This is a genomic window from Sphingomonas gilva, from assembly GCF_003515075.1.
Taxonomy (GTDB): Bacteria; Pseudomonadota; Alphaproteobacteria; order Sphingomonadales; family Sphingomonadaceae; genus Sphingomonas; species Sphingomonas gilva.
In genome coordinates this window covers 174,463-198,879 of record NZ_QWLV01000006.1, presented here as the reverse complement: position 1 = coordinate 198,879, position 24,417 = coordinate 174,463, and the positions used below count along the sequence as shown (strand labels likewise).

Below are 24,417 nucleotides of genomic sequence, written 5' to 3'. Positions count from 1 at the left end.
TCAGAGCGCCCGCATCACCAGGCTGGCATTGGTGCCGCCGAAGCCGAAGCTGTTGTTGAGCACCGCCTTGATCGGCCGCTGCTTCGCCTGGTGCGGCACCAGATCGACGCCCGCGCAATTCTCGCTTGGATTGTCGAGGTTGAGCGTCGGCGGCGCGACCTGATCGCGCATCGCGAGGATGCAGAAGATGCTCTCCACCGCGCCGGCGCCGCCCAGCAGATGGCCGATCGCCGACTTGGTCGACGACATGGACAGGTCGCCGATCGCGTTGCCGAACAGCTTCCTGACCGCGCCCAGCTCCAGCTCGTCGCCCAGCGGGGTCGAGGTGCCGTGCGCGTTGATGTAGTCGATGTCGGAGAGGGCGAGGCCGCTCTTCCGCATCGCCATCTCCATCGAGCGATAGGCCCCCGACCCTTCCGGATGCGGCGCGGTGACGTGATAGGCGTCGCCCGACAGGCCGTAGCCGATCACCTCGGCATAGATCTTCGCGCCGCGCGCCTTGGCCCGCTCATATTCCTCGAGCACGACGACGCCCGCGCCCTCGCCCATCACGAAGCCGTCGCGATCCTTGTCATAGGGCCGGCTGGCGCGCCAAGGTTCGTCGCGGAAACCGGTCGAAAGCGCGCGCGCCTGGCCGAAACCGGCGATGCCGATCGGGCAGATCGCGCCTTCCGCGCCGCCCGCCAGCATGACGTCGGCATCGTCCATCGCGATCATCCGCGCGGCGTCGCCGATCGAATGCGCGCCGGTCGAGCAGGCGGTGACGACGGCGTGATTGGGGCCCATCAGGCCGTATTTGATCGAGACCTGGCCCGAGATCAGATTGATCAGGCGCCCATGGACGAAGTGCGGCGAGACGCGCTTCGGCCCCTTTTCGGCGAGCACGAGCGATTCGCTCTCGATTCCCGGCAGCCCGCCGATGCCCGCGCCGATCGAGCAGCCCGCGCGGAGACGCTCTTCTTCGCTCATCTCGGTCAGGCCGGCGTCCTCGAGCGCCTGTCCGGCGGCGTCGATGCCATAGACGATGAACGGATCGACCTGGCGCTGGATCTTGTGATCGACGCGCTTGCCCGGATCGAAGCCATATTCGTGATCGGCCGGCTTCACCTCGCACGCATAGTTGGTCTGGAAATCGGTGGCGTCGAAGCGCGTGATCGTGGCCGCGCCCGATTTGGCGGCGAGGATGTTGGCCCATGCGGTTTCCACATCGGCGCCCAGAGGCGTGACGAGGCCCAATCCGGTGACGACGACACGACGCATAACAAGTCCCTCAATCAATCCGTAATAACGAAACGGCTCCCCGCCCCTGTCAAGGGATGGGGAGCCGGTCAATCGCGGCCCCCGAAGGGGCGGCACAGCCCTGCGGCCTTTCGCCTCAGCCCTTGTGCTCGTCGATATAATTGATCGCATCCTTGACGGTTCCGATCTTCTCGGCGGCGTCATCGGGGATCTCGACGCCGAATTCCTCTTCGAACGCCATCACGAGCTCGACGATGTCCAGGCTGTCCGCGCCCAGATCGTCGATGAAGCTCGCATCCTCGGTGACCTTGTCGGCCTCGACGCCGAGATGCTCGACGACGATCTTCTTCACGCGGTCAGCGGTCTCGCTCATGTAAGGGCTCCTGTTTTCGTTGTCCGTTGTTCAGCTTCGGCAGTTAGTGCGCAGGCGCGCGGGAGGCAAGCCCCGCACGGGTTCACTTTGTCCGCTTGACGACGGCGAGCGCCTCATCGGCCATGATGAGGCTTGTCATCATGGTTCCGAGTTTCGCGCCCATAGCTTGGTAGTCGGCGTCTTCGAATCCATCGATCTTGGCGCCTCTTTGAACGAAGAATTCGATTTGCTCCGCATAATCTTGTTCGGTCAGCGTTCCCGCCATGACGGCGACCCGCTTGGCGGGAGGCAACTGGGCGACATATTCTGCGACAGTGGCGTAACTGACGCCAAAGCTGGCAAGTTGGGATGCTGCGGCGTCCTGGGCCATGAGGGCAAGAACATAAGGGAAAGCAGCCTTCTCGCGCTCTGCCGACCAGCCGGATGATCGCGCGCACTCATTCACCAAAGCCAGCAATCTTTTGACGAGCTCCCGATCAGCTTCGCTTTCCGGATTAACGCCCCGCTGGAACACCACAGCAGCGCCTGCACGATCGTCAGGTGATGACAATCGATATCCACATCCCGCATCTTGGTCGTGCGGGACGTTTGTTGCCAACATAGTTGCAAGTAGAACGGCAATCATCGACATATCCCCCCATTTTTAGAATAGAGGCCTCATAGCATCGCCATGCCGCCGTTAACATGGATCGTCTGGCCGGTGACATAGCCCGCCTCATGGCTGGCGAGATAGGCGACCGCGGCGCCGATATCCTCGCCCTCGCCCAGCTTGCCCACGGGGATGCGGCCGGTGAGGGCATCCTTCTGCGCATCGGGCAGCACGTCGGTCATCGCGGTGCGGATGAAGCCGGGGGCGACGCAGTTGACCGTGATGCTGCGGCTGGCCAGTTCCTGCGCCAGCGCCTTCGACATGCCGACCAGCCCCGCCTTCGACGCGGCATAGTTCGCCTGGCCCGGATTGCCCGTCGCGCCCACGACCGAGGTGATCGAGATGATCCGCCCGAACCGCGCCTTCATCATCGGCTTGGCGGCGGCGCGGGCGAGGCGGAAGGCGGCTTCGAGGTTGACGCGGATCACCTGATCCCATTCCTCGTCCTTCATCCGCATGGCGAGGTTGTCGCGCGTGACGCCGGCGTTGTTGACCAGGATATCGAGCCGTCCGCCCAGCGCCTCGACCGCCTGCGGCACCAGCGCATCGACGGCGGCGCCGTCCGAGAGATCGCAAGGCGCCGCGACATGATCGCCGCCGAGCGAGCCGCGGAACGCCTCCAGCTTCTCGACATTGGACCCCGAAACCGCCAGCCGCGCCCCCTGCCCCGCCAGCGCCCGCGCGATCGCCGAGCCGATGCCCCCGGATGCGCCGGTTACGAGGGCGGTCATGCCTGTAAGATCGAACATCATCTGATTCCTTGATTTTGGTTCACGCGAAGGCGCGAAGGCGCAAAGGGCTTATAGTCGTTGACGACGCGCTTCAGCCCTTCCTTGAGCGTTACGCCGCCAAAATTGATAAGCAGCCCGAGGGGCTGCTTCGTCAGTCGCAGATAGGTCAGCAACTGCTTTGGATGTACCCCGTTCAGGCGATCAACAGACTTGATTTCGACCAGGAGTCGGCCGTTCACCAAAAGATCAATTCTGAACGCATTCTCGAAGCGGAGACCATCGAACTCGATGTCGACCGGCTGCTGGCGAAGCGCAACATAGCCCATCTGAGAAAGCCTGCCAGCAAGCAGCGCTTCGTACACGCTCTCCAGCAATCCAGGACCCAGCTCACGGTGCAACTTCAGCGCGACATCGATGACGTCCGACGCGATCGCCTCCAAGTCCGACATCTTCGCCTCCGCGCCTTCGCGTGAACCAACCCTTCTACCGCCTCACAGCGCCTTCGCCAGCGCCTCGATGTCGGCCATCGTCACCACGCTCGTCGGGGTGGCGTCGGGGGTTATGCGTTTGACCATCGGGCCGAGGACCTTGCCGCCGAATTCGATGAACTCGGTGACGCCGGCTTCCGCCATCGCCAGGACCGATTCGCGCCAGCGGACGGTGCCGGTGACCTGTTCGACCAGCAGCGCGCGGATCGTGTCGGGGTCGGCGACCGGCGCGGCGGTGACGTTGGCGTAGAGCGGCACCAGGGGCGCGCGGAGCGACGCCTTGGCCAGCGCGTCGGCCATCGCATCGGCGGCGGGCTGCATCAGTGCGCAGTGGAACGGGGCGGAGACGGGAAGCAGCATCGCCTTGCGCGCGCCGCGTTCCCTGGCGATCTCGATCGCCCGCTCGACCGCGCCCTTGTGGCCGGAGATCACCACCTGGCCCGGCGCGTTGTCGTTGGCGGCGGTGCAGACCTCGCCTTGCGCGGCCTCGGCCGAGATCTCGACGGCGGGCGCGAAATCCATGCCGAGCAGCGCCGCCATCGCGCCGACGCCGACCGGCACCGCCGCCTGCATCGCCTGGCCGCGCAGCTTGAGCAGCCGCGCGGTGGTGGCGAGATCGAGCGAACCGGCGGCGCACAGCGCGGTGTATTCGCCAAGCGAATGGCCCGCGACGAAATCGGCCTTGTCGGCGAGGCGGACGCCGCCCTCCTGCTCCAGCACGCGCAAGGTCGCGATGGCGTTGGCCATGATCGCCGGCTGGGCGTTCTCGGTGAGCTGCAGCTGGTCCTCCGGGCCTTCGCGCATCAGGCGGAAGAGGTGCTGGCCCAGCGCATCGTCGACCTCCTGAAACACCGCGCGCGCGGCGGGACTTGCGTCGGCGAGCGCGGCGCCCATGCCGACCGACTGGCTGCCCTGGCCGGGAAAAACGAATGCGCGCATGGCAATTCTCTCCAAAAAAACAGGCGCTCGCCCTAGAAAGCTGAACGATGCGTGGCAAGCCGACACCGCTTGCGACACTTTCGCTGCTTCCGCGACAATCGCCGGTTACACGCCGCCCCCAGATTGCTCCTGTCGCCGCTGAAGCGCGGCTCGAACAGGAGACAGTTCATGAGGAAGTTCATTCTCGCAGCCGCCGCAGCCGCCGTCGTGCTGACGCCGGTCGCCGGCGCGTCCGCCGCCCCCCGCAACGACCGGGTGGTGGTGAAGACGGTCAAGGCAAACAAGGTCAACAAGCGGATCGTGCGGCAGAACCGCCAGGTCATCCGCCAGAACCGCCAGATCGCTCGCCAGAACCAGCGCCTCCAGCGCCAATGGGCCAAGGGCCAGCGGTTCGATCGCCGCTATGCGGCCAACTACCGGGTGATCGACTATCGCCAATATCGCGGACGCCACCTCTATGCGCCGCCCCGCGGCTATCAGTGGGTCCAGTCGGACGACGATGCGGTGCTGGTCGCCGTCGCCAGCGGCCTGATCGGTGCGGTGCTCGGCGGCGTGCTGTTCAACTAAGGCCCGGAAGGACCGCCTGCCGGGGGCGGGGAGTTCGTCTCCCCGCCCCCTTTGATTTGCGCTTCGCGCGCCGCGATGAAGCGGCGCAGCAGCGCCAGGCGCAGGGCGATGTCGTCGCGATAGGAGGCGTCGGGCCCGGCCAGGGCGAGCGCGCGCGACCAATGGCGTTCGGCGGCGTCGAGCTCGCCCACGCGCACCTCTGCGAGGCCGAGGAAGAACCACGGCGCGGGATTGCCGGGCGCAAGACCCGCGGCATGTTCGAAGGCGAAGCGCGCGGCGGGCGAGATGTTGCCGCCGTCATGCTCGACCAGCGCGCTGCCGAGGGCGGTCCACAGCGTCAGGCTGTTGGGGTTCTGATTGAGCCCGCTCTTGATGAAGGCGATCGCTGTGCGCGTGTCCCCGCCGCGCAGCAGCGCGTCGGCGGGCACGAGCCACTGCGCGCTCGAACCGAAGCGTTCGGTCATCTCGCCGCGCAGCAAGGTCAATTCGGGATCGACCTCGATGCTGCGGCCGGCCGCGGCGACCGGGAAGCCCGGCTGGGACGGCCTGCCCTGCCAGGCATAGCCCGCCGCCGCCAGCATCACGCCTGCGAAGACGAAGGTCCACAGGTCGCGCCCCAGCCCGGCGAAGCGCCACAGCGCGGCGAGCACCGCCGCCGCCAGGCCGGCGAAGACGAGCCAGCCGATCATCGCCGCCTCCGGAACAGCCCGCGCGCCAGCCACAGGCCGAAGGCGAGGACGATGAGGGGCGCGATCCACAAGGGCGCGCTGCGCCACGACCAGGGCGGATCGTAGCTGACGGCGTCGCCGTAGCGGGCGATCAGCCAGTCGCGCACCTTGCCGGGGCTCTCGCCCGCGGCGATGCGCTCGCGCACCAGCGCGCGCATGTCGCCCGCCATGTCGGCGTCCGAATCGGCGATCGACTGGCCCGCGCAGACCAGGCAGCGGATCTCCTCCATCAGCGCGCGCGCCTGCGCCTCCCGCCGGGGATCGGAAAGCTGCCGGTTGGCGAGCTCCGCCGGCGGCAGCGCGGTCTGCGCCGCGGCGGGCGTCGCCGCCGCCAGCAAGAGAAAGCCGAGCACCCTCATCGCGCCTTCTCCAGCTCGGCGAGCAGCACCGGCACATCCTCCTCGGTGATGTTGCCGAGATGCTGGTGGCGGATCACGCCATTGCCGTCGACGACGAAGGTCTCGGGCACGCCGGCCGAGCCGAGCGCGAGCTGCACCTTGCTCGCATCGTCGCGGCCGATCGCGGCGAAGGGATCGCCGTGGCGATCGAGGAAACGCGCGATGTCGGCGGGCGTATCGCGGATGGCGATGGCGTCGATCCGCGCGCCCGCGGCCTCCAGCTGCAGCAGCTGCGGCGCCTCGGCGATGCAGGGGACGCACCAGCTGGCGAAGATGTTGATCAGCCGCGGCTCGCCGGTGGCGGCGCCGGTCACGGTGGGTCGGCCGGGAAGCGCCGCCGGGAGGGAGAAGGCGGGGAGCCTCTGCCCGACGAGGTGCGAGCGCAGCGGCTCGTCGGGCGGGCGGACCAGGCCATAGCCGACCACCGCCAGCACGACGGCGAAGAAGGCGAGCGGCAGCCACAGCGCCCAGCGTCTCACAGCCAGCTCTCCCTGAGCGCCGCCGCGCGCTCGCGCCGCCAGCGGCCGACGAGCGAGAGCAGCCCGCCCAGCGCGATCAGCGCGCCGCCGAGCCAGATCAGCGTGACGAACGGCTTCCACCACAAGCGGATCTGCCAGCGGTCGTCGTCGCGCGCGCCCATCACCGCGTAGAGCTGCCCGTCCCATAGCGTGCGGATCGCCGCTTCGTTGGTGTTGGTCGGCGGCGAGGCGAAGAAGCGCGCCTGGGGCAGCAGCCGCATCGGCGCGCCCCCCCGCACGGCGCGCAGTTCCGCCTCCAGCGCCGACCAGTTGGGCCCGGCGACGGGACGGACGCCCATGAACTTCACGCGGAACGGCCCGACCTCTAGCACATCGCCAAAGCGCGCGGCGGCGAGCGTTTCCTTCGTGAAAGCGGCGTTCGCGCTCATGCCGGCGAGGCTGACGGCGATTCCCAGATGGGCGATGACCATGCCCCAGGTGAACAGCGGCGTCCGCTTGAGGTTGCGGCCCCAGAGCGGAGCGAGGCTCGCCACCGCGACGCCGGCGGCGAGCACCAGGCCGATGAAGGGCATGACGCCCGCCTCCGCGCCGAGGATGACGAGCGCCAGCGCCATCGTCGCGCCCGCGATCACGGCGAAGCGCAGCCTTGCGCCCAGCGCCCCCAGCCGGTCGCTGCGCCAGCGCAGCAGCGGCCCGGCGGCCATGATCGCGACGAGCAGCAGCGCGATCGGGCCGGCGGTGGCGTTGAAATAGGGCGGGCCGACCGACAGCTGCTCGCTGAACAGCCCGTCGGCGATCAGGGGATAGAGCGTGCCGATCAGCACGATGGCGAGGATCACGGAGAGCAGCAGGTTGTTGGCGACGAGCGCGCCCTCGCGGCTGACCGGATCAAACGGCGCGCCGCTGCGGACATGCGCCACGCGCGACCCGTAGAGCGCCAGCGCGCCGCCAATATAGAGCGCCAGCAGCACGAGGATGAAGGTGCCCCGCGTCGGATCGACCGCGAAGGCGTGGACGCTGGTAAGGATGCCGGAGCGCACCAGAAAGGTGCCGACCATGGACATCGAGAAGGCGACGACCGCCAGCATCAGCGTCCAGGCGCGCAGGCCGTCGCGGGTCGCCAGCACGCTTACCGAATGGAGCAGCGCGGTCGCGGCGAGCCAAGGCATCAGCGACGCGTTCTCGACCGGGTCCCAGAACCACCAGCCGCCCCAGCCGAGCTCGTAATAGGCCCAATAGCTGCCCGCGGTGATGCCGATGGTCAGGAATATCCAGGCGATCAGCACCCAGGGCCGCATCGCGCGGGCGAATTTCGGCCCGACCTCGCCCGTCACCAGCGCGCCCACCGCGAAGGAGAAGGCGATCGAAAGCCCGACATAGCCGATATAGAGCGTCGGCGGATGGAAGGCCAAGCCAGGGTCCTGAAGCAGCGGATTGAGCCCCAGGCCTTCGGGCGCGGGCGGGCTCAGCCGCGCGAACGGGTTGGAGGCGAACAGCAGGAAGGCATAGAAGCCGAGCCCGATGAACGCCTGCGCGCCCATCGTCGCGGCGTGCATGGCGGAGGTCAGCTGGCGCTCGAAGGCGGCGATGCAGGCGCCGGCGATGGCCAGCACCGTCACCCACATCAGCATCGATCCCTCGTGGTTCCCCCACGCGCCGGCGATGCGGTACATCAGCGGCTTGGCCGAATGGCTGTTGGCGACGACCAGCTCGACCGACATGTCCGATCGCACGAACAGCCAGATCAGGATCAGGAACGATGCGGCGGCGAGCAGCCCCTGCACCATCGCCACCGGGCGCACCGCGGCGATCAGATCGCCGCGCCCCTCCTTCATGCCGATCGCGACCAGCGCCAGCTGTAGCGCGCACAGCGCGGCGGCGAGCCACAACGCCGCCAGCCCGGCCTCGGCGATCATGGCTCCAGGGTCTCGGTCTTGTGCTTCCCGCCTTCGAGCTGCGGCGGCATGTAGCGCTCGTCATGCTTGGCGAGCAGATTGTCGGCGATGAAGGTGCCGTCGGCGCGGAAGCGGCCCTCGGCGACCACGCCCGAGGCTTCCTTGAACAGATCCGGCGTCACCCCGCGGAACTCGACCGGGGTCCTGGCGGGGCCGTCCTCGACGGTGAACAGGATCGTCACGCCGTCGTCGCTGCGGCGGATCGATCCCTTCTCGACCATCCCGCCCAGCCGGATCGCGCGGCCGACCGGCACGCCCTCGCGCGCGACATCGGCGGGCGAATAGAAATAGGCCGCCTGCTCGCCCAGCGCGGAGACGGCGAGCACGCCCGCGCCGACGATCGCCGCCAGCGCCGCCAGCGCCAGGGTCAGCCGCTGATGCTTGGCCTTCATCGGCGCAGATCTTCGACCGCGCGTTCGGCGCGGCGCATCGCACGCCAGCTCGCGCCGATCAGCAGCGCCATGGCCGCCGCGACCACGCCATAGGCGGCGAGAATGAAGGGCCAGTGGTTCATGCCGCCATCCGACGCATCCGCGCCTCGAGCCTTTGCTGTGCGAGCATCGCCCGCATCCGCATCAGAACGATGGCGCCGAACACCAGGCTGAACCCGGTAAGCGTCAGCCACAGCGGCCACAGGATCGATCCGTCGATGCTCGATCCCGACACGGTGATGCTCGGCCCCTGATGCAGCGTGCGCCACCACACCACCGAATAGCGGATCACGGGCAGCAGCGCCGTCCCCGCGAGCCCGAAGATCGCCGGGATGCGCCCGTCGCCGCCGCGTTCGGCATCGGCGCGCGCCAGCCCGATCCAGGCGAGATAGAGAAAGAACAGCAGCAGCATCGACGTCAGCCGCCCGTCCCATTCCCACCATGTGCCCCAGGTCGGCCGCCCCCAGATCGATCCGGTGATCAGGCATAGCGCCGCGAAAACAGCGCCGGGCAGCGCCACCGCGCGCGCGGCGATCGCCGCCAGCGGATGCCGCCAGACGAGCAGGCTGAAGCTCGCCAGCGCGATGCCGGTCCAGCCGCCCATGCCGAGCCACGCGCTCGGCACATGGACATAGAGGATTCGCACGCTTTCGCCCTGCAGATAATCGGGCGGCGTCAGCGTCAGCCCGGCCCATGCTCCGACGGCGAGCAGCAAGAGGCCCGCCCACAGCAGCACCGGGGTCAGCGGGCGCGCGATCGACAGGAAGCGCGTCGGGTTGGCGAGGGCGTGGAGGGCGGGCACGATTGATGGCGGATTAGGGAAGATCGGACGGCAAATCCAGCCCGGAACCGTCGCCCCTGCGCAGGCAGGGGCCGCTTGGCTTGTGGCACATCCAAACGCCGCGCTTGCCGACCGAGGCCCCTGCCTGCGCAGGGGCGACGGGAATCACCCCCGCCCGATCAGCCGCTGGGCGATCCGGTCGGCGACGTCGGCGGCGGGCGCGCTCGTGCGGTCGCTCTCGTCCCACACCTCGGTCAGCCGTTCGGGGATGCGGGCGATCCGCGCCTCGACCTCGGCGCGGTCGCCCTGCCCGAGATATTCGAGGCCGACATTGATGATGCCCCCGGCGTTGATGACGTAATCGGGGGCGTAGAGGATGCCGCGCGCATGCAGCCGCGCCCCGTCCTCGCGCGTCGCCAGCTGGTTGTTGGCGCCGCCCGCGACGACCTTCGCATCGAGCGCGGCGATCGACGCCTCGGTCAGGATCGCGCCGAGCGCGTTGGGGCTGACGATGTCGCACGACACCGCGAGCAGTTCCTCCGCCGGGACGACATGCGCACCAAGCTCGGCAGCCAGTTCCTCGGCCTTCGCCGCGTTGACGTCGGCCAGCGTCAGCCGGGCGCCGTCCTTGGTCAGCAGCCTGGCGAGGCCGCCGCCGACGCTGCCCACGCCCTGCACCGCGACGTGCACGTCGCGCATCGAATCGACGCCCAGCGCGCGCTTCGCAGCGGCGACGACGCCCAGATAGACGCCCATCGCGGTAAACGGCCCGGGATCGCCCCCGGCATGCCCCGCGCCCACCGGCAGCCCGGAGACATGGCGCGTCTCGGTCGCCACCACCTGCATGTCCGCCTCGCTGATGCCGACATCCTCCGCCGTGACATAGCGCCCGCACAGCGATTCGACCGCGCGGCCGAACGCCTTCAGCATCTCCGGCGTCTTGGTGCGGTCTGCGTCGGCCAGGATCACGCCCTTGCCGCCGCCCATCGGCAGGCCGGCCATGGCGTTCTTGAAGCTCATCCCGCGCGACAGCCGCAGCGCATCGGTGATGGCGCGCGCTCCTTCGGGATAGTGCCAGAAGCGGGCGCCGCCCGCGGCGGGGCCGAGCGCGGTCGAGTGGATCGCGATAATCGCCGTCAGCCCGGCGCTCTTGTCGCGAATCAGGTGGACGCCCTCGTGATCGTCGAAATCCGGATAATCCCACACGGCCGTCATCGCGCACCTTCAGGTCTAGAAATGAAATGTCGCAGGTGCGTAATATTCTTATCGCGGCACGATGGCCAGTCCCAAGGGAAAAATGGGGCGATCGACGGGATCCGAACCCGCGACCTCCGGTACCACAAACCGGCGCTCTAACCGACTGAGCTACGATCGCCACGCGCAGCATCACTGCGAGAGCGCGCTCCATAGGAGTGAGCGTGCCCAGCGGTCAAGCAGCACCGCGCCCCCTCGCATCGGATGAGGCGAGACGCTATGGGCGCGGCCATGACCGCCGCCGCCCAGCCCGCAGGCTCCGGCCTGCCCCCCGAACCCGTCATCGCCAATCTGATGCGCGTCCGCGGCATCCAGCGCGTGCCGAGCCCCAGGCTGACCCTGTTCGTCCAGCGCGGCTTCCTCCCGCCCGATCTGTGCGCCGCCATCTGCGGGCTGATCGATTCGAACCGGCGTCCCTCGACCGTGTCCGATCCCAATGGCGACGACGCCTTCCGCACCAGCGAGACGTGCGACCTGTCGCCCGACGACCCGATCGTGATCGAGGTTGAAGCGCGCATCGCGGCGCTGACGGGCCTCGACCCGCAATATGGCGAGCCGATACAAGGCCAGCGCTACGCCGTCGGCCAGCAGTTCAAGGCGCACACCGACTTCTTCGACGTCGATGGAGTGGATTACGAGCGCTACACCTCGGTCGCGGGGAACCGCACCTGGACGGTGATGATCTACCTCAACGAACCCAAGGCCGGCGGGGCGACGCGGTTCAAGGAAATCGACAAGATCGTGCCGCCGGAGACGGGCAAGCTGCTCGCCTGGAACAACCGCCTGGCCGATGGCGGCCTCAACGGCGCGACGCTGCACGCGGGGATGAAGGTGCGGGCGGGCACCAAGTACGTCATCACCAAGTGGTTCAGGGAAAGGCCGTGGGGTTGGTAGGCGAGCGAGAAGCCAGCTTTTGCCGATTCCATCCTTGTCGCCCCTGCGAAGGCAGGGGCCTATCCCGACGCGCCATCAACCGCCGCGCTCGCGGACGGCAAAGATGGGCCCCTGCCTTCGCAGGGGCGACGGTTCAGGTCGATCTATTCGGATCAGATGCGGCAAACCGCCGGGCGTGGTGGGCGCAGCAGGGATTGAACCTGCGACCCCACCCGTGTGAAGGGTGTGCTCTACCGCTGAGCTATGCGCCCACGCCCGATCGGGAAAAGCCCAAGGGCCCTTCCCGGAAAAGACACGGGCGACACATCGTGCCGCCCGGTCCGAAAGCTCATATTGGCGCTCGCCGGGCTTGTCCAGCCCGCACGCGCGCCGGGCGGTCTTAGTTGACCGCGTCCTTCAGCCCCTTGCCGGCCTTGAACTTGGGCTGGGTCGACGCCTTGATCGTCATCGGCTCGCCGGTGCGCGGGTTGCGGCCCGTCGACGCCTTGCGCTTGCTGACCGAGAAAGTGCCAAAACCGACCAGGCGAACCTCGTCGCCCTTCTTCAGCGCGCCGCCGATCGTATCGAAGACGGCTTCGACCGCCTTGCTGGCGTCGCCCTTGGTGAGCCCGGTGTGGTCAGCGACCGACCCGATCAGTTCTTGCTTGTTCATGCCCTGGGAACCCCCATTTTGTTGCTATCGGCGATTAGACTCGGTGACTCGGGCCTAGCCGGTGGCGCAGTAAGGCCGCCACAAATCCCCGTGTCAAAGGCTTTTGCGCGATTCCGCCGCGGTTTTGCGGCGGAATCGCGTCAAAATGCTCCAATCAATGCCGAACCGCCTCGCCAAGCGGGGAAATCGGGTGCGGCGGCTGGGCGGCGAGCTCGTCCGCCTCGCTCCACTCGATCGCGGTGAGCGGCTCGACCAGCGCCAGCTTGAGCGCCTCGTCGACATGGCTGACGGGCACGATGTTCAGCCCCTCGCGGATGTTGGCGGGGATCTCCACCAGGTCCTTCTCGTTCTCCTGCGGGATGAGGACGGTGGTGATGCCGCCGCGCAGCGCCGCCAGCAGCTTCTCCTTGAGGCCGCCGATCGGCAGCACGCGCCCGCGCAAGGTGACCTCGCCGGTCATCGCCACCTCGCGCCGCACCGGCACGCCGGTCAGCGTCGAGACGATCGCGGTGACGATGCCGATGCCCGCCGACGGACCGTCCTTGGGCACCGCGCCCTCGGGCAGGTGGATGTGGATGTCCTTGCGGGCATAAAGGCTGGGCTTGATGCCGTAGCTCGGGCTGCGCGCCTTCACATAGCTGAACGCGGTCTCGACCGATTCCTTCATCACGTCGCCCAGCTTGCCGGTGATCTTGGCCGATCCCTTGCCGGGGACCGTGACCGATTCGATCGTCAGCAGCTCGCCGCCCACCTCGGTCCAGGCGAGGCCGGTGACCGCGCCGATCTGGTGCTCCTCCTCGCCCAGTCCGTGGCGGAATTTCCGCACGCCGGCGAAGTCGGCGAGGTTGTCGGGCGTGATCGTCACGCTCTCCACCTTGCCCTCCAGGATGCGGCGCAGCGCCTTTCTCGCCAGCTTGGCGATCTCGCGCTCCAGCGTGCGCACGCCCGCCTCGCGCGTGTAATATTGGATCAGCGCGCGCAGGCCTTCGGTGGTGAGGGTGAACTCGCCGTCCTTCAGCCCGTGCTGCTTGATCTGCTTGGGCAGCAGGTGGCGCTGGGCGATCTCGACCTTCTCGTCCTCGGTATAGCCCTCAAGCCGGATGATCTCCATGCGGTCGAGCAAGGGCTGCGGCAGGTTCAGCGTGTTCGCGGTGGTGACGAACATGATGTCGGACAGGTCGACGTCGATCTCCAGATAATGGTCCTGGAACTTGCCGTTCTGCTCAGGGTCGAGCACCTCGAGCAGCGCCGAGGCGGGATCGCCGCGGAAATCCTGGCCGAGCTTGTCGATCTCGTCGAGCAGGAACAGCGGGTTCATCGTCCCCGCCTTGCGCAGGTTGGAGACGACCTTGCCGGGCAGCGAGCCGATATAGGTGCGCCGGTGGCCGCGGATCTCGGCCTCGTCGCGCACGCCGCCCAGCGACTGGCGGATGAACTCGCGCCCGCACGCCTTGGCGATCGAGCGGCCAAGCGAGGTCTTGCCGACGCCGGGCGGGCCGACGAGGCACAGGATCGGGCCCTTCAGCTTGTTGGTCCGCGCCTGCACCGCGAGATATTCGACGATCCGGTCCTTCACCTTCTCCAGCGCGAAATGATCCTCGTCGAGGATCGCCTGCGCGGCGGTGATGTCCTTCTTGATCTTCGATTTCTTGCCCCAGGGCAGGCCGAGCAGGGCGTCGAGATAGTTGCGCACGACGGTCGCCTCGGCGGACATCGGCGCCATCGCCTTCAGCTTCTTGAGCTCTCCGGTGGCCTTGGCGCGCGCCTCCTTCGACAGCTTCAGCGTGGCGATCTTCTGGGTCAGCTCGGCGATCTCGTCGCCCTCGCCTTCCTCGCCCTCATTGCCCAGCTCGCGCTGGATCGCCTTCAGCTGCTCGTTCAGATAATATTCGCGCTGGGTCTTCTCCATCTGGCGCTTGACGCGGCTGCGGATCTTCTTCTCGACCTGCAGCACGCCCAACTCGCCCTCCATGAAGGCGAACACCATCTCCAGACGCTTCTGCGGATCGCCCTCGATCAGCAGCGATTGCTTGTCGGACACCTTGATCGCGATATTGGCGGCGACCGCATCGGCCAGCTTCGAGGCGTCCTCGATCTCGGCGAACTGGACCGCGGTCTCGGCCGGCAGCTTCTTGTTGAGCTTGGCGTAGTTCTCGAACTGGTCGACCACCGAGCGCATCAGCGCCGACACTTCGGGGCCCTCGACCACCGCATCGTCGATCAGCGTCACGTCGGCGTTCAGGAATTCCGCCCCCGCCTCGATCGATTCGAGGCGCGCGCGCTGCTTGCCCTCGACGAGCACGCGCACTGTGCCGTCGGGCAGCTTCAGGAGCTGGAGGACGGTCGCGGTCACGCCCATGTCGTAAAGATCGTCGCGGCCGGGATCGTCCTCGGCCGGATCGAGCTGGGCGACCAGGAAAATCTCCTTGTCGCCGGTCATGGCGGTTTCCAGCGCCGCGACCGACTTGTCGCGGCCGACAAACAGCGGCACGATCATCTGCGGAAACACGACGATGTCGCGCAGCGGCAGAACAGGGTAGGACTGGGTCATGCAATCTCCGAAGGAAGGCGCGCGTGCGCCTCGTTTGCCTGCATATATGGGAATGCTTGCCGCCGCATCAATCGCGTGCGCGATTCCGGCCACCGCGGCCGACCCCGGCAAGCCGCCGCTCACCCCGCAGACCGCCAAGTCGGGCGGGAAGCTCGACGCCGACCAGGCCAAGCTCCAGTTCGACACCGCCGACCTCGCCTTCGAGATATTCCCCGATCGCGAGGCGATCTCCGGCATCGCCACGCTCAACTTCACGGCGAAAGCGGCCACCGACCGGCTGGTCATCGATCTTGACCGCAACCTTCCCGTCACCGCCATCGCGATCGACGGACGAGACCTGCCGAAGACGGCGTGGAGCAATCCCCAGGGGCAGCTGACCATCCGCCTGCCCCGCCGCATATCGGCGGGCGGCAAGGTCTCGGCGCGGATCACCTATGGGGGCACCCCGCACGTCGCGATCCGCGCGCCATGGGATGGCGGCTTCGTCTGGGCCAAGACGCCCCAGGGCGCGCCGTGGATCGCGACCGCGGTGCAGGGCGCGGGCTGCGACCTGTTCTGGCCATGCATCGACCATCCGACCGCAGAGCCCAAGCGGATCGATCTCCACATCACCGTGCCCGACGGGCTGAAGGCGATCTCCAACGGTCGCCTGCTGCGGACCGATCCCCTGCCCGACGGCCGGTCGACCTGGCATTGGTCGGTGGCCAACCCCACCAACTACGGCATCGCGCTCAACATCGCGCCCTATGAAGTCATCCGCGGCACCTATCAGAGCCGTTTCGGCAACAGCTTTCCGATGGAATATTGGCACCTCCCCGGGCGCGAGGCGAAGGCCAGGGGCCTGTTCGCCGAGTTCGCGCCGACGCTCGACTTCTTCGAGGCGACGGTCGGCCCCTACCCCTTCGCCGGGGACAAGATGGGCGTGGTCGAAACGCCGCATCTCGGCATGGAGCATCAGACGATCAACGCCTATGGCAATGAGTACAAGAAGGACGCGACCGGCTTCGACTGGCTGTTCCAGCACGAATTCGCCCATGAATGGTTCGCCAACCAGCTGACCGCGGCCGACTGGGACGATTTCTGGCTGCACGAAGGATACGGCGCGTACATGCAACCGCTCTACGGCCGCTGGCGGGAGGGCGAGGCGCGCTACGCGTCGATGATGGAGAAATCCCGCAACACCATCGCCAACGCCGCGCCGCTGGTCTCCGGCAAGCCGATGGCGGCGGAGGACGTCTACCGCATCGAAGATGGCGGGCCGGGCCAGGACATCTACGTCAAGGGCGCATGGATGCTCCACACCTTGCGCAACCTGATCGGCGACGCGGCCTTCATCGAAGTGACGACTCGCGCCGTCTATGGCCGGCCCGACCCCAAGCCGGGCAATTTCGAGCCGCGCTTCAGCTCCTCGGCCGAGTATCGCGCCATCGTCGACCAGGTGACCGGCAGCGACTATGGCTGGTTCTTCGACGTGTACCTCGATGAGGCGGCTTTGCCCGAATTGGTCGAGACGCGGCGCGGCAACACGCTGTCGCTCGCGTGGAAAACCCCGGAGAACAAGCCCTTCCCCATGCCCGTGGAGGTGCAGGTCGACGGCCGGGTCCAGCGGCTGGCGATGACTGGCGGCAAGGACACGCTGACGGTGCCCGAGGGCGCGCATGTCGTGGTCGATCCATGGGCGAAGATCCTCAAGCGTTCGAAGGCGGTGGAGGACTATCAGGCGTGGCAGGAGGCGCAGGCAGGGAAATGACGAACAAGATCGCGGCCATGGTCGCGGGGCTTGCCCTGCTTTCGGCTGGCATGGCGCACGCGCAGCGGAAGGTCGAATCCCCGCCCGACCCCTATGTCCATGGCGAAACCGGCTTCAACTTTCCGGCTGCGGTGGGATCGTTCGCCCGCCAGGCGGTGATCGAGTATAACGAAGAGGGGACCGATGTCGGCGTCAGCTACGAACTGATCGCGGACGGCAGCATAGTCGCGCTGGTCAGCGTCTATGTCTATCCGTCGCCGTCCGATGACGGCGCGGAAGACGCCCAGTGCCGGACATCCTATGACGGGGCCAAACAGGCGATCACCGAGCGTTTTCCCGATGCGAAACTCGTGCGGGAGGATAGCCGTCCCGCCCCCGACGCCGACGCCCGGCTGGCGGGCGATCACGTCGCCTACACAATCACCGCCGATTTCTTCAGCCGGCAGGGCGCGGTCGCGTCCGAACTCTACGTCTACTGCCCGCCGAAGAGCGGCTGGCAGGTGAAATACCGCACCTCGACGCCGGCGGGCAGCGAACACGACGACGCCGTTCAGCGTTTCATGGGCGCGTTGGAATGGCCGGAAAATCTCGGCGGCTAGGGTTCGATCAGGGCACGATCGTCGTGAACAGATAGGCCGCGAAGATCACGAGATGGACGACGCCTTGCAGCACCGTCGTCCGTCCCGTGCCCAGGGACAGCACCGCCACCAGCAATGACAGGCCGAGCAGCGTCAGCCCTTTGGGATCGATGCCCAGCGCCAGATCCCAGCCCATCGTCAGGCTGACGATCGCAACCGTCGGGATGGTCAGGCCGATCGTCGCCAGCGCGGAGCCGAGCGCGAGGTTGAGGCTGGTCTGCAACCGGTTGCGCCGCGCCGCCTTGACCGCGGCCAGGCTCTCGGGCGCCAGCACCAGCGCGGCGATGACGACGCCGACGATCGCGATCGGCAGGCCCGCGCCAAGCACCGCGGCTTCCACCGTCGGCGCCAGGTCCTTGGCCAGCAGGACCACGCCGACGAGCGCGACCAGCAGCACGCCGAACGCGATCCACGCCTCGCGGCCGCTGGGCGGCGCGGCGTGGAGGTCGGCCGGTACGTCGCCCTCCACCGCGGGCAGGAAATAGTCGCGGTGGCGAACCGTCTGGATCAGCACGAAGGTGCCGTAGAGGATCAGCGAGACGATCGCGGTGAAGGCGAGCTGCGCGTTCGAATAGAATGGCCCGGGCGTGCTCGCGGTGTAGTTGGGCAGCACCAGGCTCAGCACCGCCATCGCCGCGAGCACGCCCAGCGCTGCGCTCACCCCGCGCTGGACGAAACGCTGTTCGTGGTGGCTGACCCCGCCGACCAGGATGCAGATGCCGACGATGCCGTTCAGGATGATCATGATCGCGGCGAACACCGTGTCGCGGGCGAGCGCGGTGGTGTCCCCGCTGCCCGACATCATCAGCGATACGATCAGCGAGACCTCGATGACCGTCACCGCCACCGCGAGCACCAGCGTGCCGAACGGCTCGCCCACCTTGTGCGCGACGACCTCGGCATGATGCACCGCGGCCAGCACGCAGCCGATCAGGATGGCGGCCGCCGCCACCACGCCGATCCCGCCCAGCTTCGCGAGCGACGAGACGATCGCCAGCACGCCGATCGCGGGCAGCGCCAGCGACCAGATTGGCAGCGCCTTGTGGGGCTTCGCGCTCATTCGAATCCCAGCACGATGGCGATGGCCGGAAACAGGTTCTGCAGGGCGTGGACGGTCGCCGCCATCAGCATGGCGATCCAGAAGCCGCGCGGCCGCCAGGTGACGAATATGGTCGAAAAGATCAGGAAGGGCCACCAGATGACCAATCCCCAGGTGGCGGCCATCAGGCTGTGCACGCCACCCCATGCGGCCGCGCTCGCCAGCACGGCCTGCCAGGGCCGCAGCCAGCGCAGCAGCAGGTCGATCACCCCGCCCATGATCAGCGATTCGATGAGCGGGCTGAGGACGACGACGCCGATCAGCACCACGGCAATGTTGTTTCCGAGCTCAGGCGCCTCCGCTTCGGGAACGATCAGCGCGATCGCCGCGCCCAGCGCCATGCTGCCGCCGATCGACAGCAGCCAAGCCAGGGCGATGGTCAGATAGGGCCGATCGCTCCGAAAGAGCAGACCGGGCAGGATAGCGAGCGGGCCCCGGCCGTGCTGCCACGCCGGGGCAAACGCGACCTCCGTCAAGCGGCGTCGCCCGCCTTTTCCTTTTCCTTCTTGGCGTAGACGCGCACGGGTTCCTTGCGGCCCTCGATCACGTCCTTGTCGATGATCACCTCATCGACGCCGTCCATGCTGGGCAGATCGAACATCGTGTCGAGCAGCGTGCCCTCCAGAATCGATCTGAGGCCGCGCGCACCGGTCTTGCGCTCGATCGCCTTCTTGGAGACCGCGACCAGCGCCTCGTCGGTGAAGCCCAGTTTGACCGATTCCATGTCGAACAGTTTCTGATACTGCTTGACCAGCGCGTTCTTCGGCTCGGTCAGGATCTTGACCAGCGCCTCCTTGTCGAGATCCTCGAGCGTCGCGATCACCGGCAGGCGGCCGACGAATTCGGGGATCAGGCCGAACTTGAGCAGATCCTCGGGCTCGCCCTGGCGCAGGATCTCGCCGGTGCGGCGCTCCTCGGGCGCCGCCACATAGGCGCCGAAGCCGATCGACTTGCCCTGCAGGCGGTCGGCGATGATCTTCTCGAGGCCCGAAAAGGCGCCGCCGCAGATGAACAGGATGTTGGTCGTGTCGACCTGCAGGAACTCCTGCTGCGGATGCTTGCGCCCGCCCTGCGGCGGCACCGAGGCGGTGGTGCCTTCCATCAGCTTCAAGAGCGCCTGCTGGACGCCCTCGCCCGACACGTCGCGGGTGATCGAGGGGTTCTCCGCCTTGCGGCTGATCTTGTCGATCTCGTCGATATAGACGATGCCCCGCTGCGCCCGCTCGACATTGTAATCCGACGCCTGGAGCAGCTTCAGGATGATGTTCTCGACATCCTCGCCGACATAGCCCGCCTCGGTCAGCGTCGTCGCATCGGCCATGGTGAAGGGCACGTCGAGGATTCGCGCCAGCGTCTGCGCGAGCAGCGTCTTGCCGCAGCCGGTGGGGCCGACGAGCAGAATGTTCGACTTGCTGAGCTCGACATCGGCGCCCTTCGCGCCGTGGTTCAGCCGCTTGTAATGGTTGTGCACCGCGACCGAAAGCACGCGCTTGGCGCGGTTCTGCCCAATGACGTAATCGTCCAGCACGTCGCAGATCTCCTGCGGCGTCGGCACACCCCCGTCCTTCTTGGAGACGAGCGCGGACTTCGTCTCCTCGCGGATGATGTCGTTGCACAGCTCGACGCATTCATCGCAGATGAACACCGTCGGGCCCGCGATGAGCTTGCGCACCTCGTGCTGCGACTTGCCGCAGAACGAGCAATAGAGCGTGCTCTTCGAATCACCGCCGCTCAGCTTCGTCATTCAATCCATCCTTGGCGCGGGGCCTCCGCGCACAGCTCATCGTGGCGGACCATGGTAGCCCGCAAACATCCTAAGCGGCAATTGCCTAAAATCTTTACCGCCTAATCGGCCTTGTCGCCGTTCACCGCCTGACCGACGGGATCGTCCGCCGGGCTCGGCCGCTTGTCGAACACCTCGTCGATCAGGCCGAACGCCTTGGCTTCGTCGGTCGACAGGAACTTGTCGCGATCCATTGCTTTTTCGATCTCCTCCAGCGGCTGGCCGGTATATTTCGCGTAAAGCTCGTTCAGCCGGTGGCGGATGCGCAGGATTTCCCTGGCCTGGATCTCGATGTCGGTCGCCATGCCCTGCGCGCCGCCCGAAGGCTGGTGGATCATGATTCGCGCATTGCTGAGCGCGACGCGCATGCCCGGCTCGCCGGCGGCGAGCAGGAAGCTGCCCATCGACGCCGCCTGGCCGATGCACACCGTGCCGACGCGCGGGCGAATATACTGCATGGTGTCGTGGATCGCCATGCCCGCCGTCACCACGCCGCCCGGCGAGTTGATGTACATGTAGATGTCCTTCTTCGGGTTCTCGGACTCGAGGAAGAGCAGCTGGGCGGTGATCAGCGAGGCCATGTGGTCCTCGACCTGGCCCGTCACGAAGATGATGCGCTCGCGCAGCAGCCGCGAGAAGATGTCGAAGCTGCGCTCGCCGCGGTTCGACTGTTCGATGACGATGGGAACGAGTGCATCGTGAAGCGGGTGCATAAAGTCTCTCTGGTTTGCCCACGGCGCGAAGGGAGCGCCGCCCGGGCCCTACATCGCGGTTCGTGCGCCGCGCTTCAAGGGGTGTCGGCGCCGGGCGCGGGATGCGCCAGATAGGCGAGCCGCTTCACCTCGCGCCGTCCGCGCACCACGGTGTCGAGGATCAGCCCGGCGAAGAAGCTCAGCGACGCGAGGATCATCAGGCCGGTGGCGAGGATGGCCGTCGGGAAGCGCGGCACCAGCCCGGTCTCGGCATAGGTCAGCATCAGCGGGATGGCGAGGATCACCGCCGCCAGCGCCAGCAGCGCCGCCAGCACGCCGAAGAACAGCAGCGGCCGCTCGATGCGATAGAGCGTGGCGATGGTGCGCAGGATGCGGAAACCGTCGCCATAGGTGCTGAGCTTCGATTCGGACCCCTCGGGCCGCGCGAAATAGGGCGTCTCGATCTCCGCCACCGGCATCCTGAGTTCGAGCGCATGGACGCTGATCTCGGTCTCGATCTCGAAGCCTGCCGAAAGCAGCGGGAAACTCTTCACGAAGCGTCGCGAAAACACCCGGTAACCCGAGAAGATATCGCTGAAACTCCGGCCGAACAGCTGCGCGAGGATGCCGGTCATCAGCCGGTTGCCGAACCGGTGCCCGCGGCGATAGGCGGCGACGTCGTCATCCACCCGCGCGCCGACCACCATGTCGAGCTGCTCGTCGAGCATGCGCGCGATCAGCTTCGGCGCGGACGCTGCGTCATAGGTCGCGTCGCCGTCGGCCATGACATAGATGTCGGCGTCGATATCGGCGAACATCCGCCGCACGACATGGCCCTTGCCCTGCATCCGCTCGCCGCGAACGATCGCCCCCGCGCCGCGCGCGACCGACACGGTCCGGTCGCCGCTGTTGTTGTCGAAGACGTAGATCTTCGCCTGGGGCAGCGCGGCATGGAACGCCGCGACCGTCTGCCCGATCGCGGCTTCCTCGTTATAGCAGGGCAGAAGAACCGCGATCCGCAAACGACACCCCCTGCCCCGTCCCTAGCGGACGAAGGTTTACGCCTTCTTGGCGGCCGGCTTCTTGGCCGGAGCCTTCTTGGCGGGCGCGGTCTCCTTCGCAGGCGCGTCCTTCTTCGCGGGCGCCTTCTTGGCCGCTGCGGGCTTGGCTTCGGCCGCCTCGGCCTTCTTCACCGGCGCCGGCTTGGCTTCGGCCGCTTCCGCCTTCTTGGCGGGAGCCTTCTTCGCGGCGGGCTTCGCTTCTTCGGTCACGGCTTCGGACTTGGCGGGCTTCTTCGCCGCCGCCTTCTTCGCCTTGGACTTTTCGTCATGATCGTGATCGTGCCCGCAGCCCGGCCCGTGGACGTGGCCGTCCTCGGATTCGATCGCCGCTTCCAGATCGGCGCGGGCGACCTCGCGGTCGCTGATCTCCGCCTTGCCGAACAGGAAATCGACCACCTTGTCCTCGTAGAGGGGCGCGCGCAGCTGGGCTGCGGCCATCGGCTCCTGCTGGACGTACTGGATGAAGCGCTGCTGCTCCTCGCCGCGATATTGCTGCGCGGCCTGCATGATCAGCCGGTTCATCTCCTGCTGGCTGACCTCGACGCCGTTGGCCTGGCCGATCTCGGAAAGGAGCAGGCCCAGCCGCACGCGGCGTTCGGCGATCTTGCGGTAATCGTCGCGCTCGGCCTCCATCTCCTTCATCGCAGCGGCCGGGTCGGCCTCATGGCTCGCCTCATGCTCCAGCTGCGCCCAGATCTGGTTGAACTCGGCCTCCACCATAGACGGCGGCACGTCGAAATCATGGCCCTCGGCCAGCTGATCGAGCAGCTTGCGCTTCATGTGCGTGCGGGTGAGCCCGTTATGCTCCTGCTCGATCTGCCCGCGGATCAGCTCCTTGAGCTTGTCGAGGCTTTCGAGGCCCAGAGACTTGGCGAAGGCATCGTCGATCCTGGTGTCGCCGGGCAGCTTCACCTGCTTGATCACCAGATCGAAGGTCGCGTCCTTGCCGGCCAGATCCTTCGCGCCGTAATCCGCCGGGAAAGTGACCTTGATCTGCTTCTCGTCGCCGGTCTTGACGCCGACCAGCTGGTCCTCGAAGCCCGGGATCAGGCGGCCGGAACCGATCGCCACCGACATGTCCGTGCCCGTGCCGCCCTCGAATGCGACGCCGTCGACCTTGCCGGTGAAATCCATCACCACCAGGTCGCCTTCCTTGGCCTTATGGGCCTTGGGCGCGTCGTCATACTGGGTCTGGCCCTCGGCGATCCGCGCGATCTGCGTGTCGACCGCGGTGTCGTCGACCGGCGCGGTCAGCCGCTCGAGCTTCAGCTCCTCGATCTTGGGCGCCGGCACCTGCGGCAGCACTTCCAGCTCGACCTTCACCTCGGCATTCTTGCCGGGCTCATAGCCCTCGCCCAGCTCGACCGAGGGCTGCATCGCGGGACGCAGCTTGTTGTCGGCCATCAGCTTCTGCACGCCTTCCTGGATCGAGCTGTTGAGCGCGTCCTGCATCAGCGCCGGGCCGTGCATCTTCTTGACGAGGTTGGCGGGCACCTTGCCGGGGCGGAAGCCGGGCATGCGCACCTGCGGCGCGACGCGCTTCAGCTCGGCGTCGACCTTGCCGTCGATCTCCTTGGCGGTGATGGTGAGCGTATAGGCGCGCTTCAGGCCCTCGTTCAACGTCTCGACAGTCTGCATTGCTCGTTCGATGCCTTTAATCGGAAGAGAATTTCGGGTGCCCCAGCTTCCGCTTCGGAAAACTGGTGCGGGCGAAGGGACTCGAACCCCCACATCTTGCGATACCAGAACCTAAATCTGGCGCGTCTACCAGTTCCGCCACGCCCGCTTGGACACCGCCGGTCGGCGGCGGTCTATAGCAGGGCGCGGGCGAAGGGCAAGCGAGCGGTGGAGCCGGGCGGCGACTGACGCGTTGAAGAGGGCCAAAGGAGATATGTGATGGCCAGCGTACCTAATAATCCGGACCCCGGCGGCGATCCGCTGTCCCCCGGCAGCACGCCCGACGAGATCATCCCGCCCACCCCCGATCAGGACAATCCCGCACCGATCGACGATCCCTCGCCCGATCAGGGCCCGATCGAGACCCCGCCGCCGGGAGAAGCCGCATGAGCGGCCGGCGCGGACCCGAGGATCGGGACGACGATCCCCGCAGCGATATCCAGCAGGTCGTCGAAAGCCGCAAGGACGATGCGGAGCGCGCCCAGGGCGGCGACGAGACATCGCCCTTGGAGGACGCCGGCGCGGAGGACGGCGTCGGCGGCACCGCCGGCGTGGTCAAGAACCAGGACGTCGCGCCGGGATCGCCGACCGGGGATGGCTGAGGCAGA

General features: G+C 67.3%; 28 protein-coding genes and 3 tRNA genes. 6 read left to right on the top strand and 25 right to left on the bottom strand.

Annotated elements, in window-relative coordinates; genetic code table 11:
• From fabF to fabD, 6 genes are all read right to left on the bottom strand, one after another.
• Complete coding sequence (gene fabF / locus D1610_RS13190; protein ID WP_118864648.1) at nt 1-1,260, bottom strand: beta-ketoacyl-ACP synthase II; 1,260 nt, start codon at nt 1,258-1,260, stop codon at nt 1-3.
• A 115-nt stretch (nt 1,261-1,375) separates the two neighbouring features.
• Nucleotides 1,376-1,612, bottom strand: coding sequence for an acyl carrier protein (locus D1610_RS13185; RefSeq protein ID WP_118864647.1), 237 nt, complete (start codon nt 1,610-1,612; stop codon nt 1,376-1,378).
• Between the two features lie 82 nt (nt 1,613-1,694).
• Entirely contained in the window at nt 1,695-2,243 is a 549-nt protein-coding gene (locus D1610_RS16880; protein WP_147414340.1) for a hypothetical protein, read from the bottom strand.
• A 26-nt stretch (nt 2,244-2,269) separates the two neighbouring features.
• A complete protein-coding gene (gene fabG, locus D1610_RS13175; RefSeq protein ID WP_118864683.1) occupies nt 2,270-3,010 on the bottom strand; it encodes a 3-oxoacyl-[acyl-carrier-protein] reductase in 741 nt (246 codons plus the stop codon).
• Nucleotides 3,010-3,441, bottom strand: a complete 432-nt coding sequence (locus D1610_RS13170) for a GxxExxY protein (protein WP_118864645.1) — start codon at nt 3,439-3,441, stop codon at nt 3,010-3,012. Before D1610_RS13170 ends, fabG begins: the two co-directional genes overlap by 1 nt.
• A gap of 42 nt (nt 3,442-3,483) precedes the next feature.
• A complete protein-coding gene (fabD, locus tag D1610_RS13165) occupies nt 3,484-4,419 on the bottom strand; it encodes an ACP S-malonyltransferase (RefSeq protein WP_118864644.1) in 936 nt (311 codons plus the stop codon).
• Nucleotides 4,420-4,587: 168 nt separating this feature from the next.
• Between fabD and D1610_RS13160 the strand changes: the two genes are divergently transcribed.
• Nucleotides 4,588-4,986 carry an RcnB family protein gene (locus D1610_RS13160; protein WP_118864682.1) on the top strand — a complete coding sequence of 133 codons (399 nt, stop codon included), beginning with the start codon at nt 4,588-4,590 and terminating at the stop codon, nt 4,984-4,986.
• Here the strand turns inward: D1610_RS13160 and D1610_RS13155 are convergent.
• The 9 genes from D1610_RS13155 to D1610_RS13115 form a co-directional block, all read right to left on the bottom strand.
• On the bottom strand, nt 4,983-5,675 hold the full coding sequence (locus D1610_RS13155; RefSeq protein WP_147414339.1) for a tetratricopeptide repeat protein: 693 nt from the start codon (nt 5,673-5,675) through the stop codon (nt 4,983-4,985). The genes D1610_RS13160 and D1610_RS13155 overlap by 4 nt on opposite strands.
• Nucleotides 5,672-6,073 carry a cytochrome c-type biogenesis protein gene (locus D1610_RS13150; protein ID WP_118864642.1) on the bottom strand — a complete coding sequence of 134 codons (402 nt, stop codon included), beginning with the start codon at nt 6,071-6,073 and terminating at the stop codon, nt 5,672-5,674. The genes D1610_RS13155 and D1610_RS13150 overlap by 4 nt, the downstream gene beginning before the upstream one ends.
• Complete coding sequence (locus D1610_RS13145) at nt 6,070-6,591, bottom strand: redoxin family protein (RefSeq protein WP_118864641.1); 522 nt, start codon at nt 6,589-6,591, stop codon at nt 6,070-6,072. The genes D1610_RS13150 and D1610_RS13145 overlap by 4 nt, the downstream gene beginning before the upstream one ends.
• The gene (locus D1610_RS13140; RefSeq protein ID WP_118864640.1) at nt 6,588-8,507 is read right to left on the bottom strand and encodes a heme lyase CcmF/NrfE family subunit; all 1,920 of its coding nucleotides are present in this window, start codon (nt 8,505-8,507) and stop codon (nt 6,588-6,590) included. Before D1610_RS13140 ends, D1610_RS13145 begins: the two co-directional genes overlap by 4 nt.
• The gene (gene ccmE / locus D1610_RS13135; protein ID WP_118864639.1) at nt 8,504-8,938 is read right to left on the bottom strand and encodes a cytochrome c maturation protein CcmE; all 435 of its coding nucleotides are present in this window, start codon (nt 8,936-8,938) and stop codon (nt 8,504-8,506) included. Before ccmE ends, D1610_RS13140 begins: the two co-directional genes overlap by 4 nt.
• Nucleotides 8,935-9,060 (bottom strand): heme exporter protein CcmD, encoded by a 126-nt coding sequence (gene ccmD / locus D1610_RS13130; protein ID WP_118864638.1) that lies wholly within the window; start codon nt 9,058-9,060, stop codon nt 8,935-8,937. The genes ccmE and ccmD overlap by 4 nt, the downstream gene beginning before the upstream one ends.
• Nucleotides 9,057-9,779 (bottom strand): heme ABC transporter permease CcmC, encoded by a 723-nt coding sequence (gene ccmC, locus D1610_RS13125; protein ID WP_118864637.1) that lies wholly within the window; start codon nt 9,777-9,779, stop codon nt 9,057-9,059. Before ccmC ends, ccmD begins: the two co-directional genes overlap by 4 nt.
• A gap of 144 nt (nt 9,780-9,923) precedes the next feature.
• Nucleotides 9,924-10,973 carry a Glu/Leu/Phe/Val family dehydrogenase gene (locus D1610_RS13120; protein ID WP_118864636.1) on the bottom strand — a complete coding sequence of 350 codons (1,050 nt, stop codon included), beginning with the start codon at nt 10,971-10,973 and terminating at the stop codon, nt 9,924-9,926.
• Between the two features lie 83 nt (nt 10,974-11,056).
• A tRNA-His gene (locus D1610_RS13115) sits at nt 11,057-11,133 on the bottom strand.
• Between the two features lie 110 nt (nt 11,134-11,243).
• Between D1610_RS13115 and D1610_RS13110 the strand changes: the two genes are divergently transcribed.
• Nucleotides 11,244-11,906, top strand: a complete 663-nt coding sequence (locus D1610_RS13110) for a prolyl hydroxylase family protein (protein ID WP_118864681.1) — start codon at nt 11,244-11,246, stop codon at nt 11,904-11,906.
• A gap of 176 nt (nt 11,907-12,082) precedes the next feature.
• On the opposite strand, the gene D1610_RS13105 is transcribed toward D1610_RS13110, so the two are convergent.
• From D1610_RS13105 to lon, 3 genes are all read right to left on the bottom strand, one after another.
• A tRNA-Val gene (locus D1610_RS13105) sits at nt 12,083-12,157 on the bottom strand.
• A 128-nt stretch (nt 12,158-12,285) separates the two neighbouring features.
• Nucleotides 12,286-12,558, bottom strand: coding sequence for an HU family DNA-binding protein (locus D1610_RS13100; RefSeq protein WP_118864635.1), 273 nt, complete (start codon nt 12,556-12,558; stop codon nt 12,286-12,288).
• A 154-nt stretch (nt 12,559-12,712) separates the two neighbouring features.
• Nucleotides 12,713-15,109: an endopeptidase La gene (lon, locus tag D1610_RS13095; RefSeq protein WP_118864634.1), complete on the bottom strand. Its 2,397-nt coding sequence runs from the start codon at nt 15,107-15,109 to the stop codon at nt 12,713-12,715.
• A gap of 52 nt (nt 15,110-15,161) precedes the next feature.
• Here lon and D1610_RS13090 point away from each other — a divergent pair, with 52 nt between their 5' ends.
• Nucleotides 15,162-16,859 (top strand): M1 family metallopeptidase, encoded by a 1,698-nt coding sequence (locus D1610_RS13090; RefSeq protein ID WP_425453225.1) that lies wholly within the window; start codon nt 15,162-15,164, stop codon nt 16,857-16,859.
• Nucleotides 16,856-17,458: a hypothetical protein gene (locus tag D1610_RS13085; RefSeq protein WP_118864632.1), complete on the top strand. Its 603-nt coding sequence runs from the start codon at nt 16,856-16,858 to the stop codon at nt 17,456-17,458. Before D1610_RS13090 ends, D1610_RS13085 begins: the two co-directional genes overlap by 4 nt.
• A gap of 7 nt (nt 17,459-17,465) precedes the next feature.
• On the opposite strand, the gene D1610_RS13080 is transcribed toward D1610_RS13085, so the two are convergent.
• The 7 genes from D1610_RS13080 to D1610_RS13050 form a co-directional block, all read right to left on the bottom strand.
• Nucleotides 17,466-18,557, bottom strand: a complete 1,092-nt coding sequence (locus D1610_RS13080) for a calcium:cation antiporter (protein WP_118864631.1) — start codon at nt 18,555-18,557, stop codon at nt 17,466-17,468.
• Nucleotides 18,554-19,072, bottom strand: coding sequence for a hypothetical protein (locus tag D1610_RS13075; protein ID WP_118864630.1), 519 nt, complete (start codon nt 19,070-19,072; stop codon nt 18,554-18,556). Before D1610_RS13075 ends, D1610_RS13080 begins: the two co-directional genes overlap by 4 nt.
• Nucleotides 19,069-20,340: an ATP-dependent Clp protease ATP-binding subunit ClpX gene (gene clpX / locus D1610_RS13070; protein ID WP_118864629.1), complete on the bottom strand. Its 1,272-nt coding sequence runs from the start codon at nt 20,338-20,340 to the stop codon at nt 19,069-19,071. Before clpX ends, D1610_RS13075 begins: the two co-directional genes overlap by 4 nt.
• 101 nt (nt 20,341-20,441) lie before the next feature.
• On the bottom strand, nt 20,442-21,092 hold the full coding sequence (gene clpP / locus D1610_RS13065; protein ID WP_118864628.1) for an ATP-dependent Clp endopeptidase proteolytic subunit ClpP: 651 nt from the start codon (nt 21,090-21,092) through the stop codon (nt 20,442-20,444).
• 74 nt (nt 21,093-21,166) lie between these two features.
• Nucleotides 21,167-22,093, bottom strand: coding sequence for a glycosyltransferase family 2 protein (locus D1610_RS13060; protein WP_118864627.1), 927 nt, complete (start codon nt 22,091-22,093; stop codon nt 21,167-21,169).
• Nucleotides 22,094-22,129: 36 nt separating this feature from the next.
• A complete protein-coding gene (gene tig, locus D1610_RS13055) occupies nt 22,130-23,770 on the bottom strand; it encodes a trigger factor (RefSeq protein ID WP_118864626.1) in 1,641 nt (546 codons plus the stop codon).
• A 63-nt stretch (nt 23,771-23,833) separates the two neighbouring features.
• Nucleotides 23,834-23,918: transfer RNA gene (locus D1610_RS13050), tRNA-Leu, on the bottom strand.
• A 110-nt stretch (nt 23,919-24,028) separates the two neighbouring features.
• On the opposite strand from D1610_RS13050, the gene D1610_RS17150 reads away from it, so the two are divergent.
• Both D1610_RS17150 and D1610_RS13045 read left to right on the top strand, forming a co-directional pair.
• Nucleotides 24,029-24,199, top strand: a complete 171-nt coding sequence (locus D1610_RS17150; protein ID WP_182466829.1) for a hypothetical protein — start codon at nt 24,029-24,031, stop codon at nt 24,197-24,199.
• A complete protein-coding gene (locus D1610_RS13045; RefSeq protein WP_118864625.1) occupies nt 24,196-24,411 on the top strand; it encodes a hypothetical protein in 216 nt (71 codons plus the stop codon). Before D1610_RS17150 ends, D1610_RS13045 begins: the two co-directional genes overlap by 4 nt.
• Nucleotides 24,412-24,417 lie beyond the last annotated feature (6 nt).